Origin of the sequence: Stenotrophomonas maltophilia (genome assembly GCF_006970445.1) — a bacterium.
Classification (GTDB): domain Bacteria; phylum Pseudomonadota; class Gammaproteobacteria; order Xanthomonadales; family Xanthomonadaceae; genus Stenotrophomonas; species Stenotrophomonas maltophilia_AU.
Genome location: NZ_CP033877.1, coordinates 527850 through 541405, shown reverse-complemented (window position 1 = coordinate 541405; position 13556 = coordinate 527850). Strand labels below are relative to the sequence as shown.

The window sequence follows — 13556 nt, the reverse complement described above, 5'->3', positions numbered from 1 at the left end:
GCCGTCCAGCGGCCGGCACTACCCGATGCGTCGGCCCGGGTTACCGGCCGGCGACCGGAGTTATCCGTTGCATCAGCCCTGCAACCCCGGCAACTCACGCAGGTCGTCGATCACCGCCACCGCATGCGCGGTGGCCAGGTCCAGGCCGCGCGGATAGCCGTAGCGCACCAGCGCGATCGGCATGCCCGCATCTTCGGCGGCGCGGTAGTCGGTCAACGAATCACCCACCATCAGGCAGGCGTCGACCGGCAGCCTGAAGTGCGCAGCGATGTGCCGCAGCGGTTCGCCGCTGGGCTTGCGCTGCGGCAGCGAATCGCCGCCCAGCACCAGCGCGAACGCATCACCGATGCCCAGGTGCTGCAGCAGCGGCGGCACCAGCGCTTCGGGCTTGTTGGTGCAGATCGCCAGCGGCACATGGCGTGCACGCAGCTGCGTCAGCGCTTCGGCCACGCCATCGAACAGGCGCGGGCTGCGCAGCAGGCATTCACGGTAGTGCACCATGAATACCGGCATGACCTCGGCCAGGTCGACCTCACAACCCGCGGCATGCACGGCCTGTTCGACCAGGCGGCGCACGCCGTCGCCGATCCAGCCCAGCACCGTGGCTTCCGGTACGCGTGCCACGCCGATGTCCTCCAGCGTGCGGTTCAGTGCTTCGGCGATGTCAGCCGCGCTGTCGACCAGCGTGCCATCGAGGTCGAATACAACCAGCGGATACGGATACGACAAGGGACGGCACCTGCAGGACATGGGGCCGTCCATTGTACGCCGCGCTTTTTCTGCAGCTCCGCCTCAGCCGATCCTGCGTGCGCGGGTGGCCAGGAACGTGGGCAGGTAGCGGTCGATCAGGAAGCGCGGCTGCGGCTGCCAGTCTTCCATGAAGCGATCGATGACGAAGCCGGCATCCAGCTGCCCGCCGATCAGTTCGGTCAGGCTGTGGCCGAAGGTCAGCGCATCGCCGCGCGCCAGCTTTGCCTCGCGCTCGGCTGGCGCCAGGTCTTCCAGGTCCGAATAGGGAATGGCGTACTGCGGCCGGATCAGACCCTGTGCATCCAGCTGCGGATCACGCGCACCGACGAACAGCACCGGGTTGTAGAAACTGGCCATCAGCATCCCGTCACGCGCCAGCACGCGGCGGCATTCGGTCCACACCGGGCGCACATCGGGTACGTACAGGTTGGAGATCGGATGGAACACCACATCGAAACTGTCGTTGGCGAATACGTGCAGATCGCGCATGTCGCCCTGCACCGTGCGCAGCTGCAGGCCGTCGCGCGCAGCGACCCTGCGATCCTGTTCCAGCTGTCCGTCGGACAGATCGAACACGGTGACGTCTGCGCCGGCCGCCGCCAGCACCGGTGCCTGCTGGCCACCGCCAGAGGCCAGGCACAGGATGCGGCGGCCGCGTACATCGCCCAGCCAATCCAGCGGCAGCGCGCGTGGGGTCAGGTGCACCTGCCAACGGCCTTCGCGCGCGGCGGTAATGGTTGAACTTTCCACCGGGCGCGACCATTCGCGCACTTCGCTGGCCTGGCGGTCCCAGGCAGCACGGTTGTGGTCGATCAAGGCCTGTCCATGGTTCATGTGTTCTCCTTGCCCGGTGGGCGCCAATCCAGATCCTGGAAGGCCGGGCTGGCGAAACACTCGGCCAGGTAGTCCAGGAATCGCCGCATGATAGCGGGCTGCTGGCGTCGTGACGCGTACACGGCATGAATGCCGAGTTCGTCCAGGCTGAATTCGGGCAGCAGTTCGATCAGCTCGCCGGTGCGCAGCAGCGGCGCCACCTGGTAGGTCGGCAGCATGGCGATACCGGCACCGGCCCGCACTGCCTCCAGCAGCAGCGAAGCCTCGTTGGCGCTGATGTTGCCGCCCACCGCCACCGACAACGAACGGCCATCGCGGTGCAGCTGCCACAGGCTCTTGCCGACGTAGTGGTGGGTCAGGCAGTTGTGCGCGGCCAGGTGCTCGGGAGCGGTCGGTGTGCCACGCCCCTGCAGGTAGGACGGCGTCGCGCACAGCACTGAGCGGCAGGTGGCCAGCCGCCGCGCGATCAGGCTGGGGTCGATCTGGCGCGCGATGCGCACGGCCAGGTCCACCCGCTCCTCCACCAGGTTCACCGTGCGGTCGACCAGCAGCAGCTCGATGCGTGCCGCCGGATGACGCGCGACGAAACCGGCCACCGCCCGTGCCAGGTGGCTCTGCCCGAACGACACGCTGGCGGTCACCCGCAGCGTCCCATGCGGCTCGGGATCATCGCTGGCCAGCTCGCCCTGCAGTTCTTCGCCGATCGCCAGCATCTGCCGGAAGCGCGCCAGCGCCGCCTCGCCCGGGCCGGTCAGGCTGATCCGACGCGTGGTCCGGTGCAGCAGGCGCGCACCCAGCCAGCCCTCGACCTCGGCGAGGTAGCGGCTGACCATCGCCCGTGACATGTCCAGCACCTCGGCGGCCGCGGTCAGGCTGCCGCGCTCGGCGACCTCGACGAACACGGTCATGGCGGTCAATCGGTCCATATGCTCGATCCATGCAACAAACAAGCGCGTTATACGCTGTTTTTCGATCGACTGCAGCGGCCTAGAGTGGCCCCATTCCCAGCCCACACCGCCCCACGGAGTCCTGCCATGAAGATCGCCCTCGTTGGTTCCACCGGCAACATCGGCCGCCAGATCGCCCGCCACGCGCTGGCCCACGGCCACGAACTCACCGTCATCGTGCGCAGCGCGCAGGACCTCCCGGCCGAGCTGGCCGGTGCCCATCCGGTGATCGCCTCGCTGGATGACCAGGACGCGCTGGTCGCCGCCATCGCCGGCCACGACGTGCTGGCCAGTGCCTACGGCCCGCGCCCGGGCGATGACATCGGCCGCGTGGGCGACGTCGCCGCGCAGCTGGCGGCCGCCGCACGCAAGGCCGGCGTGCCGCGCCTGGTCGTGGTCGGCGGTGCCGGCAGCCTGGAAGTCGCGCCCGGCGTGCATCTGGTCGATACCCCCACCTTCCCGGAGGCCTACAAGCCGTACGCACTGGCCCACCGTGAGGCGTTCAACCGCCTGCAGGCGACGGATGACCTGGACTGGACCTTCTTCTCGCCGGCCGCCGAGATCGGCCCGGGCGAAGAGCGCGGCCAGTACCGCGTGCAGCCCAAGGCGTTCCTGGCCGACGCCAGCGGCCACAGCCGCATCAGCTACGCCGACTACGGCGCGGCGTTCGTCGCCGAGCTGGAAGCGCACGCGTATCCGAAGCAGATCATCACCGCGGCGTATTGATCCACGTGCGTCCCTTGTAGCGCCGAGCCCGCGCTCGGCACTACGCGAACCTGCAGCCGGGCATTGGCTCGGCTCTACACAAGGAATTCCGATGCGTACCGCTGCCCTGCTGCTTCCCCTCGCCCTGGCCGCCAGCTTCACCAGTGCGCCGCTGCTGGCCGCGCCGGCCACCGCAGCGCCCGCCACGGCGACGAAATCCCAGCTGCATCTGCAGACCTTCCACCCCGGCCCGCAGGCAATGTTCTCGGTGTCCTCGGTGCTGATCGAAGGCCGCCACGACGCGATCCTGGTCGATGCGCAGTTTGGTGCCAGTGACGCGCGCAAGCTGGTCGAGCTGATCCGCGCCAGCGGCAAGCAGCTGACCACGATCTACATCAGCCACGGCGATCCGGATTACTACTTCGGCCTGGCCACCGTGCAGGACGCGTTCCCGCAGGCACGCATCGTCGCCACCGCGCAGACCGTCGCCCACATCCAGCAGACCCAGGCCGGCAAGCTGGCCTACTGGGGACCGAAGATGGGCGCCGACGTGCCGGCACGCATCGTGGTGCCGCAGGTACTGGACGGCGACGCCCTGCAGCTGGAAGGCGAGCGCCTGCCGCTGATCGGCCTCGATGGCCCGACCCCGGACCGCACGGTGCTGTGGGTGCCGTCTCTGCGCGCGATCGTCGGTGGCATTCCGGTGGTGGCCGGCGAGCACGTGTGGATGGCCGACACGCAGACGCCGAAGTCGCACACCGACTGGCTGCAGACCCTGCAGCGGTTGCAGGCACTGAAGCCGAAGGTGGTGGTGCCGGGGCATTACGCGCCGGGTGCGGCACTGGATGCTAGTGCGCTGCGCTTCACCGCGGACTACATCCGCGCGTTCGACGTCGAGACGGCAAAGGCCAAGGACAGTGCGGCGCTGGTGAAGGCGATGCAGGCGCGCTACCCGAAGCTGGACGGCGTGGCATCGCTGGAGCTGAGTGCGAAGGTGGCCAAGGGCGAGATGCAGTGGCCCTGAGGTAGGGAGTTTTCTTTTGCAGGGCTGCGCCCTGCACCTGCGGTAGTGCCGGCCGCTGGCCGGCACCCTCAACATCCAAAGCCAGCCTGAACGTCAACAGCTGTACGATGGATTGCGTAGTTGAGTAAACCGATGGAACGGAGAATTCACGATGAAGATCAAGAGTGTGTTGGTCAAACTCCTGCTGCCCATCACTGTACTGGCCGCGCCCCCCGCGTTCTCTCAACAGGTGACGCCCTCCACCGACCCCGTTGTTCAAGCCTTTGCGCAGCATGAGGGATTGTCCACCCAAGAAGCCGACAGGCGGCTCAGACTTCGAATTGCAGCAGGAGAAGAGCTTGCGCGCATTCTGGAAGGAATGCCTGATCGCTTCGCTGGCAAGAGCTTCAGTGAGAATCCGATGATCGTGACGGTCCGTTTAACCGGGACCGAGCCAGTGCCATCCCGAACCGTGAGCACTGTCCATGGCACCATCACCTACCGCTTCACGGTCGGGGCAACCCACTCTCTGACGCAACTGAAGCAGATAGTGACGTCGGGAAAGGTGGCAGAACTTTTCCCGAAGCATCAGGGAATCATGATCGACGGACAGCGCGGTGTGATTGTTGTGGAGCTGCCCAGCACAGATTTCGAAAGAGCCCATGTCGATGAGGAGCAGAAAGCGCGACGCATTCTATCCGCCCCCATTGAACTGAAGAAGTCCTAGGGGCGCTCCAGGCTGCTGTCAGCGCCACGGGTTCGAGCGGGTGGGAGAGCTGTTTGGCGAACGATCAATTGCCTGCGGAATCGCTCGATCCGTGCTCGAACAATTCCCCCTGCACCACCGCCTCCTTTTCACGGAAGCCGCCGAGCCCGACGCCGACCAGGCGGAAACGCGTCTCCGCCGGCAGGTCGACGCGGGCGCGCAGGGCCAGCGCGATGTCGCGCAGATCTTCCATCGATTCCGGTGGGCGTTCCGGGGTGAAGCTGCGGGTGAGGATGCGGAACTGCGCGGTCTTCAGCTTCAGCACCACGGTGTGGCCGACGCGCTCGGTCTTGCGCGTGGCATTCCAGGTCTTCTCCGCCAGCTGCACGATCGCCTCGCCCAGGTCTTCCAGCAGCAGGTCCTCGGCAAAGGTGTCCTCCGAGGAGATCGACTGCACCTGCTGGTCCGGTTCCACCGGCCGCTCGTCGATGCCGCGTGCGCGGTTGTACAGGCTGCGGCCAAAGCTGCCGAACGCCTCTTCCAGGTCGATCAGTGCCCACTGCCGCAGATCGCCGCAGGTGACGATGCCACGCGCGGCCAGCTTGCCTTCCATCACCTTGCCGACGCCGGGCACCCGATTCACCGGCAGCGGCAGCAGGAAGGCATCCACTCGCTGCGGCGGAATCACGAACTGACCATCGGGCTTGCGCCAGTCCGAGGCGATCTTGGCCAGGAACTTGTTCGGCGCGATCCCGGCTGAAGCGGTCAGGTGGGTTTCCTCACGGATCTGGGTGCGGATCGTGCGGGCGATGTCGGTGGCCAGTTCGATGCCGCTCTTCGGCTCGGTCACGTCCAGGTAGGCCTCGTCCAGCGACAACGGCTCGACCAGGTCGGTGTGGCGCAGGAAGATCTCGCGTACCTGGCGTGACACCGCCTTGTAACGTGCGAAGTCCGGCGGCACGAAGATCGCATCCGGACACAGGCGTTCGGCGCGCACTGCCGGCATCGCCGAACGCACGCCGAACACGCGTGCCTCGTACGATGCCGCGCATACCACCGAGCGCGCGCCGCGCCATGCCACAACCACCGGCTTGCCGCGCAGTGACGGATCGTCGCGCTGCTCCACCGATGCGTAGAACGCGTCCATGTCAACGTGGATGATCTTGCGCAGTCGGGTCATGTCAGGCGGAAAAGGCAGGGGCGGGCCGGGCGGGCCACACGCCCAAGTATGGTCTTTGCACATCAACAGGATGCGCGTATTCCATTGAAAACACTACGGTTGCGTACGGTTGAAATGTTTGATCGGCACAGTTTCCACGGGCATCCTCGAGAACTTGTTTTCCCGTTTCCCCGCTTCCAGGATTGTGCTTCATGACCCGTCTCCACGCGTTCAACCGCGAACAGCTGCTGGCCAGCGCACGCGGTGAACTGTTCGGCGCCGCCGCCGGCCGTTTGCCCAACGATCCGATGCTGATGTTCGACCGCATCACCGACATCCACGAGGACGGCGGACCGCACGGCAAGGGCATGGTACGCGCCGAGCTGGATATCCGCCCGGACCTGTGGTTCTTCGGCTGCCACTTCATCGGCGACCCGGTGATGCCCGGCTGCCTGGGCCTGGACGCCATGTGGCAGCTGACCGGCTTCTTCCTGACTTGGCTGGGTGCCCCCGGCAAGGGCCGCGCACTCGGCTGCGGCGAGGTAAAGTTCACCGGCCAGGTACTGCCGGACGCCAAGCTGGTGCGCTATGAGATCGACATCAGCCGGGTCATCAACCGCAAGCTGGTAATGGCCCAGTCGGACGCCCGCATGTACGTGGATGACCGCGAAATCTACAGCGCGCGCGACCTGCGCGTCGGCCTGTTCACTGAAACCGGGAGCTTCTGATGCGTCGCGTTGTCATCACCGGCATGGGCATCACGTCCTGCCTCGGCAATGATCTGGATACCGTATCGGCCGCGCTGCGCGAAGGGCGCTCGGGCATCACCCTGCTGGCCGACCATGCCGATGCCGGGCTGCGCAGCCAGGTTGGCGGCCGTGTCGACCTCGACCTGGACGCATTGATCGACCGCAAGCAGAAGCGCTTCATGAGCGATGCGGCAGCCTTCGCCTACCTGTCCATGCGCGATGCCATCGCCGACGCCGGGCTCAGCCCCGAGCAGGTCAGCAACCTGCGTACCGGCCTGATCGCCGGTTCCGGTGGCGGCTCCAGCGAGTGGCAGATTGGTGCGGTCGACCTGCTGCGCGAACGTGGCGTACGCAAGGTCGGCCCGTACATGGTGCCGCGCACGATGTGCTCGACGGTCTCGGCCTGCCTGGCCACGGCCTACCAGATCAAGGGCGTCAGCTACTCGCTGTCGGCCGCCTGCGCCACCTCGGCACACTGCATCGGCGCCGCCGCGGACATGATCCGCCACGGTGCGCAGGACATCATGTTCGCCGGTGGTGGCGAAGACCTGCACTGGTCGATGAGCGTGATGTTCGACGCGATGGGCGCACTGTCGACCAGCTTCAACGAAACCCCGGCCAGCGCCTCGCGCCCGTACGACAAGGACCGCGACGGCTTCGTCATCGCCGGTGGTGGCGGCATGCTGGTGCTGGAGGATTACGACCACGCCGTGGCCCGCGGTGCGCACATCCATGCCGAGCTGATCGGCTATGGCGTGACCTCCGATGGCGCCGACATGGTCGCACCGTCCGGTGAAGGCGCGGTGCGCTGCATGAAGATGGCGCTGCAGGGCGTCGATCGTCCGCTGGACTATCTCAACACACACGGCACCTCGACCCCGCTGGGCGACGTCACCGAGCTCAACGCGATCCGCGAAGTGTTCGGCGACGCGGTGCCGCCGCTGTCCTCGACCAAGGCGCTGTCCGGCCATTCGCTGGGTGCTGCCAGCGTGCACGAGGCGATCTACTGCCTGCTGATGATGCGCGATGGCTTCGTTGCCGGTTCGGCCAACATCGGCGAGCTGGACCCGAAGGTGGTGGATTTCCCGATCCTGCGCGAGAGCCGCGAGCAGAAGCTGGATACGGTGATGTCCAACAGCTTCGGCTTCGGTGGCACCAACGCCGCGCTGGTGTTCGGGCGGGTGTGATGGGGGCAGGTGTGCCGACCCACGGTCGGCACCTACCGGTTACCTCGGCAACAACGGCAACAGCAGTGCGTGCGCGTCCACCAGCGAGCCGACGATGCGGTGGCCCAGCGCGCGCAGCTCTTCATCCGGATGCACCAGGTCCGGCACCTGGATCACGGTCATGCCCGCGGCCAGTGCGGCGCGCGTGCCGGCCGGAGAGTCTTCCAGCGCCAGGCAGCGCGCGGGCACCTGGCCCAGCCGCTGCGCGGCCAGCAGGTAGATGTCCGGCGCTGGTTTTGGCCGCGCCACGTCACCACTGGTGATCACGGCATCGAAGTACGGCAGCAGGCCGGCAGCAGCCAGCTTGCGGTTGGCGCGCGGCTGCCGCGTGGTGGTCGCCACTGCACGCGGAATCGCATGCGCCTTCAGCAGCTCCAGAAGCTCCAGGATGCCCGGCCGCAGCGGCAGCCCGGTCTGGGTGCGTGCTTCGTACAGCTCATGGCAACGTGCCGCCACCGCGTCGATCACGCTGTCCTCGATGCCCTGCGCGCGCAACAGCGCGTGCGTATCGCGGTCGCCCAGGCCGACCATGCGCAGGAACACCGCCTCGTCCAGGCCCAAGCCGAATTCGTCGGCGGCCTCGCTCCAGCAGGCCAGCGAGACCCGCTCGCTGTCGATCATCAGGCCGTCCATGTCGAAGATGACGGCGTCGGGCAGGAACGGCAGCGCAGCGATGGTGGTCATGGAGCGAACAGCGTATCCAGGTCGGTGGAAGTGAGCTGCCGCCATTGCCCTTCGTCCAGTCCCTGCAGGTCCAGCCCGCCGACGCGGCTGCGGTGCAGGGCCTGCACGTGGTTGCCGGTGGCGGCGAACATGCGGCGTACCTGATGGTAACGACCTTCGTGCAGCACCAGGCGCGCGTGACGCGCATCCAGCACTTCGAGTTCAGCCGGCAGCAGGGGCGTCTTCTCGGACTCCAGCATCAGCGTGCCGCTTGCGAACAGCGCTACCTCGTCGCCGCGAAGGTCGTCGCTCAACTCGACGTCGTAGACCTTCGGCAGCTTCGATTTCGGCGAGATGATCCGGTGCAGCAGGCCGCCATCGTCGGTCAGCAGCAACAGGCCGCTGGTCTCGCGGTCGAGGCGGCCCACGGTGGACAGCACCGGATCGCGGTCGCGGAAGCGCGGTGGCAGCAGGTCGTAGATCAAGCGACCGGTGTCCTTGGTCGAGCAGGTGTAGCCGGCCGGCTTGTGCAGCGCGATCGACAGCCCCACCGGCGGGTCCAGCGGCTCGCCATCGACATGGATCGCCTCGTGCGGCACCTGGTCGTCGGCGTACAGCACCTCGCCATCGGCGTCGGTGACGCGGCCTTCGCGGAACATCCACTGCACCTGCTTGCGGCTGCCATAGCCAAGGTTGGCGATGTGCTTGACCAGCTTCACTTGCCCTTCCCCTTCACTGCTTCAACCAGCTTGAAGCCGTCGCGCTCGGCAACCACGCGCACCGCACCGAAGCTGTCGTTGAGGGTGTGCTCGTACGGCAGGTGGCGGTTGGCCACCACGTACAGGCGCCCGCCCGGGCGCAGCGCCTGCGCGGCTACGGCGATGAAGCGCTGGCCGATGTCCGGGCGATCGGCACGCGACGGCGTGTGGAACGGCGGGTTGCTGATGATGACGTCGTAGCCCGGCTCGATGCCGGCGGTGACGTCCTGCCACAGGAAGCGCAGCGGCAGCGCGCGCGGCGGCGGTGCCAGGTTCAGCTCGGCCAGGGCCAGCGCACGCTGCTCGGCCTCGTACAGGTCCAGCGCGGTGATCTTCGGGCAGCGTTCCAGCAGCTCGCGCGACAGATAGCCGTAGCCGGCGCCAAGGTCGGCGGCGCGGCCGGCCAGGTCGGCCGGCAGGTGCTCGGCCAGCAGCGCCGACGCAGGATCGATGCGGTCCCAGGCGAACACACCCGGGCGGCTGAGGAAGCGGCCGCCCACGATCGGGCGCACCGCATCCAGCGCCGACCAGCGCTTGGCCAGGTCGGCGTCGTGCTGGCCCTGCAGCGGGGCGGTCCAGTACACGCGGCAGTGGTTCTTGGTCAGGCAGCCACCGAGGCCGGTCAGCTGCTTGAGGTCGCCCTCACCGGAGCGCGCGCCTTCGTTGTTGGACTGGCAGGCAACGATACGGCCGCCTTCGGCGACCAGCGCCAGCGCGCGGGCGAACAGCGCACGGGCTTCTTCACGCTGGCGCGGTGGCAGCACCAGCACCAGCGGGTAACGGCCCTTGCCGGCCACATCATCCAGCTGGCCACTGACGGTCCAGCCGGCAGCCTGCTGCAGCGGCTGCGCGAACGGGGCGAAGCTCTGTTCGCAGTGCACTTCGCGGTTGCCGGCCGCTTCGCGCAACGGCCAGCCATCGCGGGCACGCAGGAAGGCCACCGGGCCCTCCGGCCAGCGCAGGGCGCCTTGGGAGAACGGCAGGAGCAGGGTCTGCAGGGGGGCGTCGTCGCTGGAGGCCATCGGCGCGGGTACTTCAAGCGTGAGGGCCGTCCATTGTACCGGCTTGGCCGGGCCGGCCCCCGCAGGCCGCTTTGCGAAACCCGAACGGGGCCTTGATCCGCCAGCAACATTGGAACGTTCAGGGTAGAGGCTCCCCCGGAAACCCAGGAGAACCTGCATGCGAGCCTTGTTCGTCGGTGGCGTGGTCGACAACAGTGAAATGGACCTGGAAGGCAGCCATCCGCCCGTGCATTACCCCGAGGACACCGGCGGCGGCCACTCGCGCTACCGGCTGCACCAAGTCGGCCATGGCGCCGACGGCAGCGTGGCCTATGCGGTGTACGGCGCGCCGGACCTGGCCGATGACGAGGTGGCCCGGGTCGCTGAAGAACGCGCCTACGCGCGCCGGTTCGAGGCGACGCCGACGTTGTTCGAGCATTGAGCGCATCAGCCACGCATGGCGTGGCTCTACTGCAACCTCTGGAAAATCCACGCCATGCGTGGATGGCATGAGGCCTGGCCGATGACGAGGTCACGCACATCCATGCGTGGCCCTTTCCAGTAGATCCACGCCATGCGTGGATGGGGTTGGCGGGTTGCCGTCAGACCCTGGGCGGCAACCTGCGGATGCTGGCGATCTCGTCCAGCCACACGTGGTGCTGCTGCACCGGCGTGTCGTAGTCATCCAGCCGCAGCTGGCCGTTGCTGCCTTCGTCGCCGGCCTCGTTGCGGTACTGCTGCACCGTCGGTTTCACCGCGACGGTGCCGAGCAAGCGGCGACCATCGTGCAGGGTCAGTTCCACCTGCGTTTCGCCTTCCAGCTGCGGCAGCAGGGCTTCCAGGCGCGCAATCTGCGCCGGATCGGTATGGATGCGGGGAGCTATGCGGGGCATCGGCGACCTCCTGCATGCAGGGTCGCCGATCGACCGTGAATGCTCAGTGCAGCGCGCTGTCCGCGCGGGGTACCTGCACCTTGCGCACCGCAGCCACCAGCTGCGCCACCGAATACGGCTTGGCCACGTGCTCCTGGAAGCCCGACGCCAGCGCACGACGCCGGTCATCGGCACGCGCCAGCGCGGTCACCGCGACCGCGGGCAGGGTCATGGCATCCACGCCCATGTCCTCGCGCAGCGTGCGCACCAGCCCATAACCATCCATGCCCGGCATGCCGATGTCGGTCAGCATCACGTGGTACTGCAGGTGGCCGGTGTCGGCCAGCAACGCCAGCGCCTCGCCGGCCGAACTGGCCGCAGACACGCTGGCACCCTGCTCTTCCAGCATGCGCCGCAGGTACTCCAGCACTTCCGGCTGGTCTTCCACCGCCAGCACGTGCATGCCGCGCAGCGGATACGGCTCGACGATCACCGGCTCCAGGATCGGCCCGCTGATCACTTCGCGCAGCGGCCGCCGTTCGGCATCGGGAATGTGCTGCGGCAGGCGCACGGTGAACGTAGCGCCATGGCCGTGGCCCTCGCTGGCCGCGGCGACAGTGCCGCCATGCAGTTCGACCAGCTGCTGCACGATCGCCAGACCCAGGCCCAGGCCGCCATGGCGGCGGGTGGTGGTGCCGTCGGCCTGGCGGAAGCGGCTGAACAGGTGATTGAGGAATTCGGGCGCGATGCCATCACCGGTATCGCGCACGGTGATCTCCCAGTGGTTGCCGTCGCTCCGCAGCTGCAGGTCGATGCGGCCTTCCGCCGGGGTGAACTTGATCGCGTTCGACAGCAGGTTCCAGAACACCTGCTGCAGGCGCGTGGCATCGCCCAGCACCAGGCTGGGGTGTTCGGGCAGCTGCAGGTGCACGTCCAGTGCCTTGCCTTCGGCCACCAGTTCCTGCGCGCCGATCGCCTCACCCAGCACCGTGCGCAGGTCGAGCACTTCCACCTCCAGCTGCACCTTGCCCAGCAGCATGCTGCTGAGGTCGAGCATGTCCGAGATCAACCGCTTCTGCGCACCGGCGCTGTTGGCGATCACGTTCAGGCCCTTGTACAGCGGGCTGGTGTTGTCCACGCGCTGCAGCAGCAGCTCACTCCAGCCGAGAATGGTGGTCAACGGCGTACGCAGCTCATGCGACAGCGTGGCCAGGAACTCATCCTTGAGCCGCGCCATGTTTTCCGCCGCACTGCGCGCGGCCCGCTCGGACTGCAGCAGTTCCTCGCGGGCCAGCTCGATCTCGCGGCGTTCGGTCACGTCCGGGCTGCTGCCGGCCAAGCCGATGAAGCGCCCCATGCGCGAGAAGCGCGGGCGGGCGTTCATCTCCAGCCAGCGCCACTGGCCATCAGCGCGGCGCGCACGCACCAGCGCATGCATCGAGCGCTGCGCCTTCAGCGCTTCCTGCAGTTCGTACTCGAATACTGACGCGTCGTCCGGATGCACCAGGCCGCGCCAGACATCTTCCGGCACGCGTGTCTCATCGCCACCAAAGAACTCGCTGAAGGCGCTGTTGACGAAACGGGCGTGGCCGCGCTCGTCGAGCACCCACACCGGCATCGGCAGGCCATCGGCCAGCGCGCTGAAGCGGGCTTCGCTCTCGCCCAACTCCACTTCCATCTGCTTGCGCGCGGTGATGTCGAAGAACAGGATGCCGACCTTGTCCTCGCCCGGCCGGCCCACGCGCACCGCGTCAACCGCGAACGAGCGGCCCAGCGCGCGCGCTTCCATCTCGAACTGGGCGGGGCGACCGCTGCGTGCGACCTCGCCGTAGATGCGGAACCAGTCTTCCTCGTGGTGCGGCTCCAGCAGGCTCATGCGCTGGCCGCGCGCGTCCTTCAGGCCGGTGTGGCGCTCGAAGGCGTCGTTGACCTCGATGAAACGATAGTCGACCGCACGGTCGCCCTCGAACAGCACCTGGATCACGCAGAAACCGGCGTTGATGCGCTCAAGCACGCCATGATGCAGGTCGGGTTCGGGCGCCGGCACCATCATCGGTGGGCGCTCCACGAGGGGCGGCAGTGTGGACAAGGGCGTCTGTGCAGGCCAGGTTGGAGGCACAGCATCTTCCAAAGGGCGTATTCACAGCGTCAAGCGCCGTCAGTCACGGTTGACGACGATGAAT

Annotated in this window: 15 protein-coding genes; 6 read left to right on the top strand and 9 right to left on the bottom strand. The window is 67.4% G+C overall.

Going from position 1 to position 13556, the window contains the following annotated elements; translation table 11 throughout:
- Positions 1-72: 72 nt before the first annotated feature.
- From gph to EGM71_RS02435, 3 genes are all read right to left on the bottom strand, one after another.
- A complete protein-coding gene (gene gph / locus EGM71_RS02445; protein ID WP_188487589.1) occupies positions 73-729 on the bottom strand; it encodes a phosphoglycolate phosphatase in 657 nt (218 codons plus the stop codon).
- 63 nt (positions 730-792) lie between these two features.
- Positions 793-1584 (bottom strand): class I SAM-dependent methyltransferase, encoded by a 792-nt coding sequence (locus EGM71_RS02440; protein WP_188487587.1) that lies wholly within the window; start codon positions 1582-1584, stop codon positions 793-795.
- The gene (locus EGM71_RS02435) at positions 1581-2510 is read right to left on the bottom strand and encodes a LysR family transcriptional regulator (RefSeq protein ID WP_188487585.1); all 930 of its coding nucleotides are present in this window, start codon (positions 2508-2510) and stop codon (positions 1581-1583) included. Before EGM71_RS02435 ends, EGM71_RS02440 begins: the two co-directional genes overlap by 4 nt.
- 108 nt (positions 2511-2618) lie before the next feature.
- Between EGM71_RS02435 and EGM71_RS02430 the strand changes: the two genes are divergently transcribed.
- The 3 genes from EGM71_RS02430 (at position 2619) to EGM71_RS02420 (ending at position 4966) form a co-directional block, all read left to right on the top strand.
- On the top strand, positions 2619-3257 hold the full coding sequence (locus EGM71_RS02430; protein ID WP_188487583.1) for an NAD(P)-dependent oxidoreductase: 639 nt from the start codon (positions 2619-2621) through the stop codon (positions 3255-3257).
- Positions 3258-3348: 91 nt separating this feature from the next.
- Complete coding sequence (locus tag EGM71_RS02425) at positions 3349-4260, top strand: MBL fold metallo-hydrolase (protein WP_188487581.1); 912 nt, start codon at positions 3349-3351, stop codon at positions 4258-4260.
- Between the two features lie 151 nt (positions 4261-4411).
- Entirely contained in the window at positions 4412-4966 is a 555-nt protein-coding gene (locus tag EGM71_RS02420) for a hypothetical protein (protein WP_188487579.1), read from the top strand.
- Positions 4967-5030: 64 nt separating this feature from the next.
- On the opposite strand, the gene dinB is transcribed toward EGM71_RS02420, so the two are convergent.
- Positions 5031-6125 (bottom strand): DNA polymerase IV, encoded by a 1095-nt coding sequence (dinB, locus tag EGM71_RS02415; RefSeq protein ID WP_188487577.1) that lies wholly within the window; start codon positions 6123-6125, stop codon positions 5031-5033.
- 191 nt (positions 6126-6316) lie between these two features.
- On the opposite strand from dinB, the gene fabA reads away from it, so the two are divergent.
- Together fabA and fabB are read left to right on the top strand one after the other, a co-directional pair.
- Positions 6317-6832, top strand: a complete 516-nt coding sequence (fabA, locus tag EGM71_RS02410) for a 3-hydroxyacyl-[acyl-carrier-protein] dehydratase FabA (protein ID WP_100439752.1) — start codon at positions 6317-6319, stop codon at positions 6830-6832.
- The gene (gene fabB / locus EGM71_RS02405) at positions 6832-8040 is read left to right on the top strand and encodes a beta-ketoacyl-ACP synthase I (protein WP_164119384.1); all 1209 of its coding nucleotides are present in this window, start codon (positions 6832-6834) and stop codon (positions 8038-8040) included. The genes fabA and fabB overlap by 1 nt, the downstream gene beginning before the upstream one ends.
- 39 nt (positions 8041-8079) lie before the next feature.
- Here fabB and EGM71_RS02400 read toward each other — a convergent pair whose 3' ends face one another.
- From EGM71_RS02400 to EGM71_RS02390, 3 genes are read right to left on the bottom strand one after another with little or no spacing between them, the layout of a single operon-like run.
- Entirely contained in the window at positions 8080-8763 is a 684-nt protein-coding gene (locus EGM71_RS02400) for an HAD family hydrolase (protein WP_188487575.1), read from the bottom strand.
- Entirely contained in the window at positions 8760-9461 is a 702-nt protein-coding gene (locus EGM71_RS02395) for a pseudouridine synthase (RefSeq protein WP_188487573.1), read from the bottom strand. The genes EGM71_RS02400 and EGM71_RS02395 overlap by 4 nt, the downstream gene beginning before the upstream one ends.
- Complete coding sequence (locus EGM71_RS02390) at positions 9458-10522, bottom strand: class I SAM-dependent methyltransferase (protein ID WP_188487571.1); 1065 nt, start codon at positions 10520-10522, stop codon at positions 9458-9460. Before EGM71_RS02390 ends, EGM71_RS02395 begins: the two co-directional genes overlap by 4 nt.
- 157 nt (positions 10523-10679) lie before the next feature.
- On the opposite strand from EGM71_RS02390, the gene EGM71_RS02385 reads away from it, so the two are divergent.
- Positions 10680-10943 (top strand): hypothetical protein, encoded by a 264-nt coding sequence (locus EGM71_RS02385; protein ID WP_005407925.1) that lies wholly within the window; start codon positions 10680-10682, stop codon positions 10941-10943.
- 160 nt (positions 10944-11103) lie between these two features.
- Here the strand turns inward: EGM71_RS02385 and EGM71_RS02380 are convergent, their stop codons facing one another.
- The gene (locus EGM71_RS02380) at positions 11104-11394 is read right to left on the bottom strand and encodes a DUF3247 family protein (RefSeq protein ID WP_188487569.1); all 291 of its coding nucleotides are present in this window, start codon (positions 11392-11394) and stop codon (positions 11104-11106) included.
- 43 nt (positions 11395-11437) lie between these two features.
- The gene (locus EGM71_RS02375; RefSeq protein ID WP_188487567.1) at positions 11438-13426 is read right to left on the bottom strand and encodes a hybrid sensor histidine kinase/response regulator; all 1989 of its coding nucleotides are present in this window, start codon (positions 13424-13426) and stop codon (positions 11438-11440) included.
- Between the last annotated feature and the right edge of the window lie 130 nt (positions 13427-13556).

Coding starts and splice junctions, on each gene's coding strand:
- fabB (WP_164119384.1), top strand. CDS start 6,832: ATGCGTCGCGTTGTCATCACCGGCATGGGCATCACGTCCTGCCTCGGC.
- EGM71_RS02435 (WP_188487585.1), bottom strand. CDS start 2,510: ATGGACCGATTGACCGCCATGACCGTGTTCGTCGAGGTCGCCGAGCGC.
- dinB (WP_188487577.1), bottom strand. CDS start 6,125: ATGACCCGACTGCGCAAGATCATCCACGTTGACATGGACGCGTTCTAC.
- EGM71_RS02385 (WP_005407925.1), top strand. CDS start 10,680: ATGCGAGCCTTGTTCGTCGGTGGCGTGGTCGACAACAGTGAAATGGAC.
- fabA (WP_100439752.1), top strand. CDS start 6,317: ATGACCCGTCTCCACGCGTTCAACCGCGAACAGCTGCTGGCCAGCGCA.
- EGM71_RS02380 (WP_188487569.1), bottom strand. CDS start 11,394: ATGCCCCGCATAGCTCCCCGCATCCATACCGATCCGGCGCAGATTGCG.
- EGM71_RS02430 (WP_188487583.1), top strand. CDS start 2,619: ATGAAGATCGCCCTCGTTGGTTCCACCGGCAACATCGGCCGCCAGATC.
- EGM71_RS02420 (WP_188487579.1), top strand. CDS start 4,412: ATGAAGATCAAGAGTGTGTTGGTCAAACTCCTGCTGCCCATCACTGTA.
- EGM71_RS02440 (WP_188487587.1), bottom strand. CDS start 1,584: ATGAACCATGGACAGGCCTTGATCGACCACAACCGTGCTGCCTGGGAC.
- EGM71_RS02425 (WP_188487581.1), top strand. CDS start 3,349: ATGCGTACCGCTGCCCTGCTGCTTCCCCTCGCCCTGGCCGCCAGCTTC.
- EGM71_RS02400 (WP_188487575.1), bottom strand. CDS start 8,763: ATGACCACCATCGCTGCGCTGCCGTTCCTGCCCGACGCCGTCATCTTC.
- EGM71_RS02375 (WP_188487567.1), bottom strand. CDS start 13,426: ATGATGGTGCCGGCGCCCGAACCCGACCTGCATCATGGCGTGCTTGAG.
- EGM71_RS02390 (WP_188487571.1), bottom strand. CDS start 10,522: ATGGCCTCCAGCGACGACGCCCCCCTGCAGACCCTGCTCCTGCCGTTC.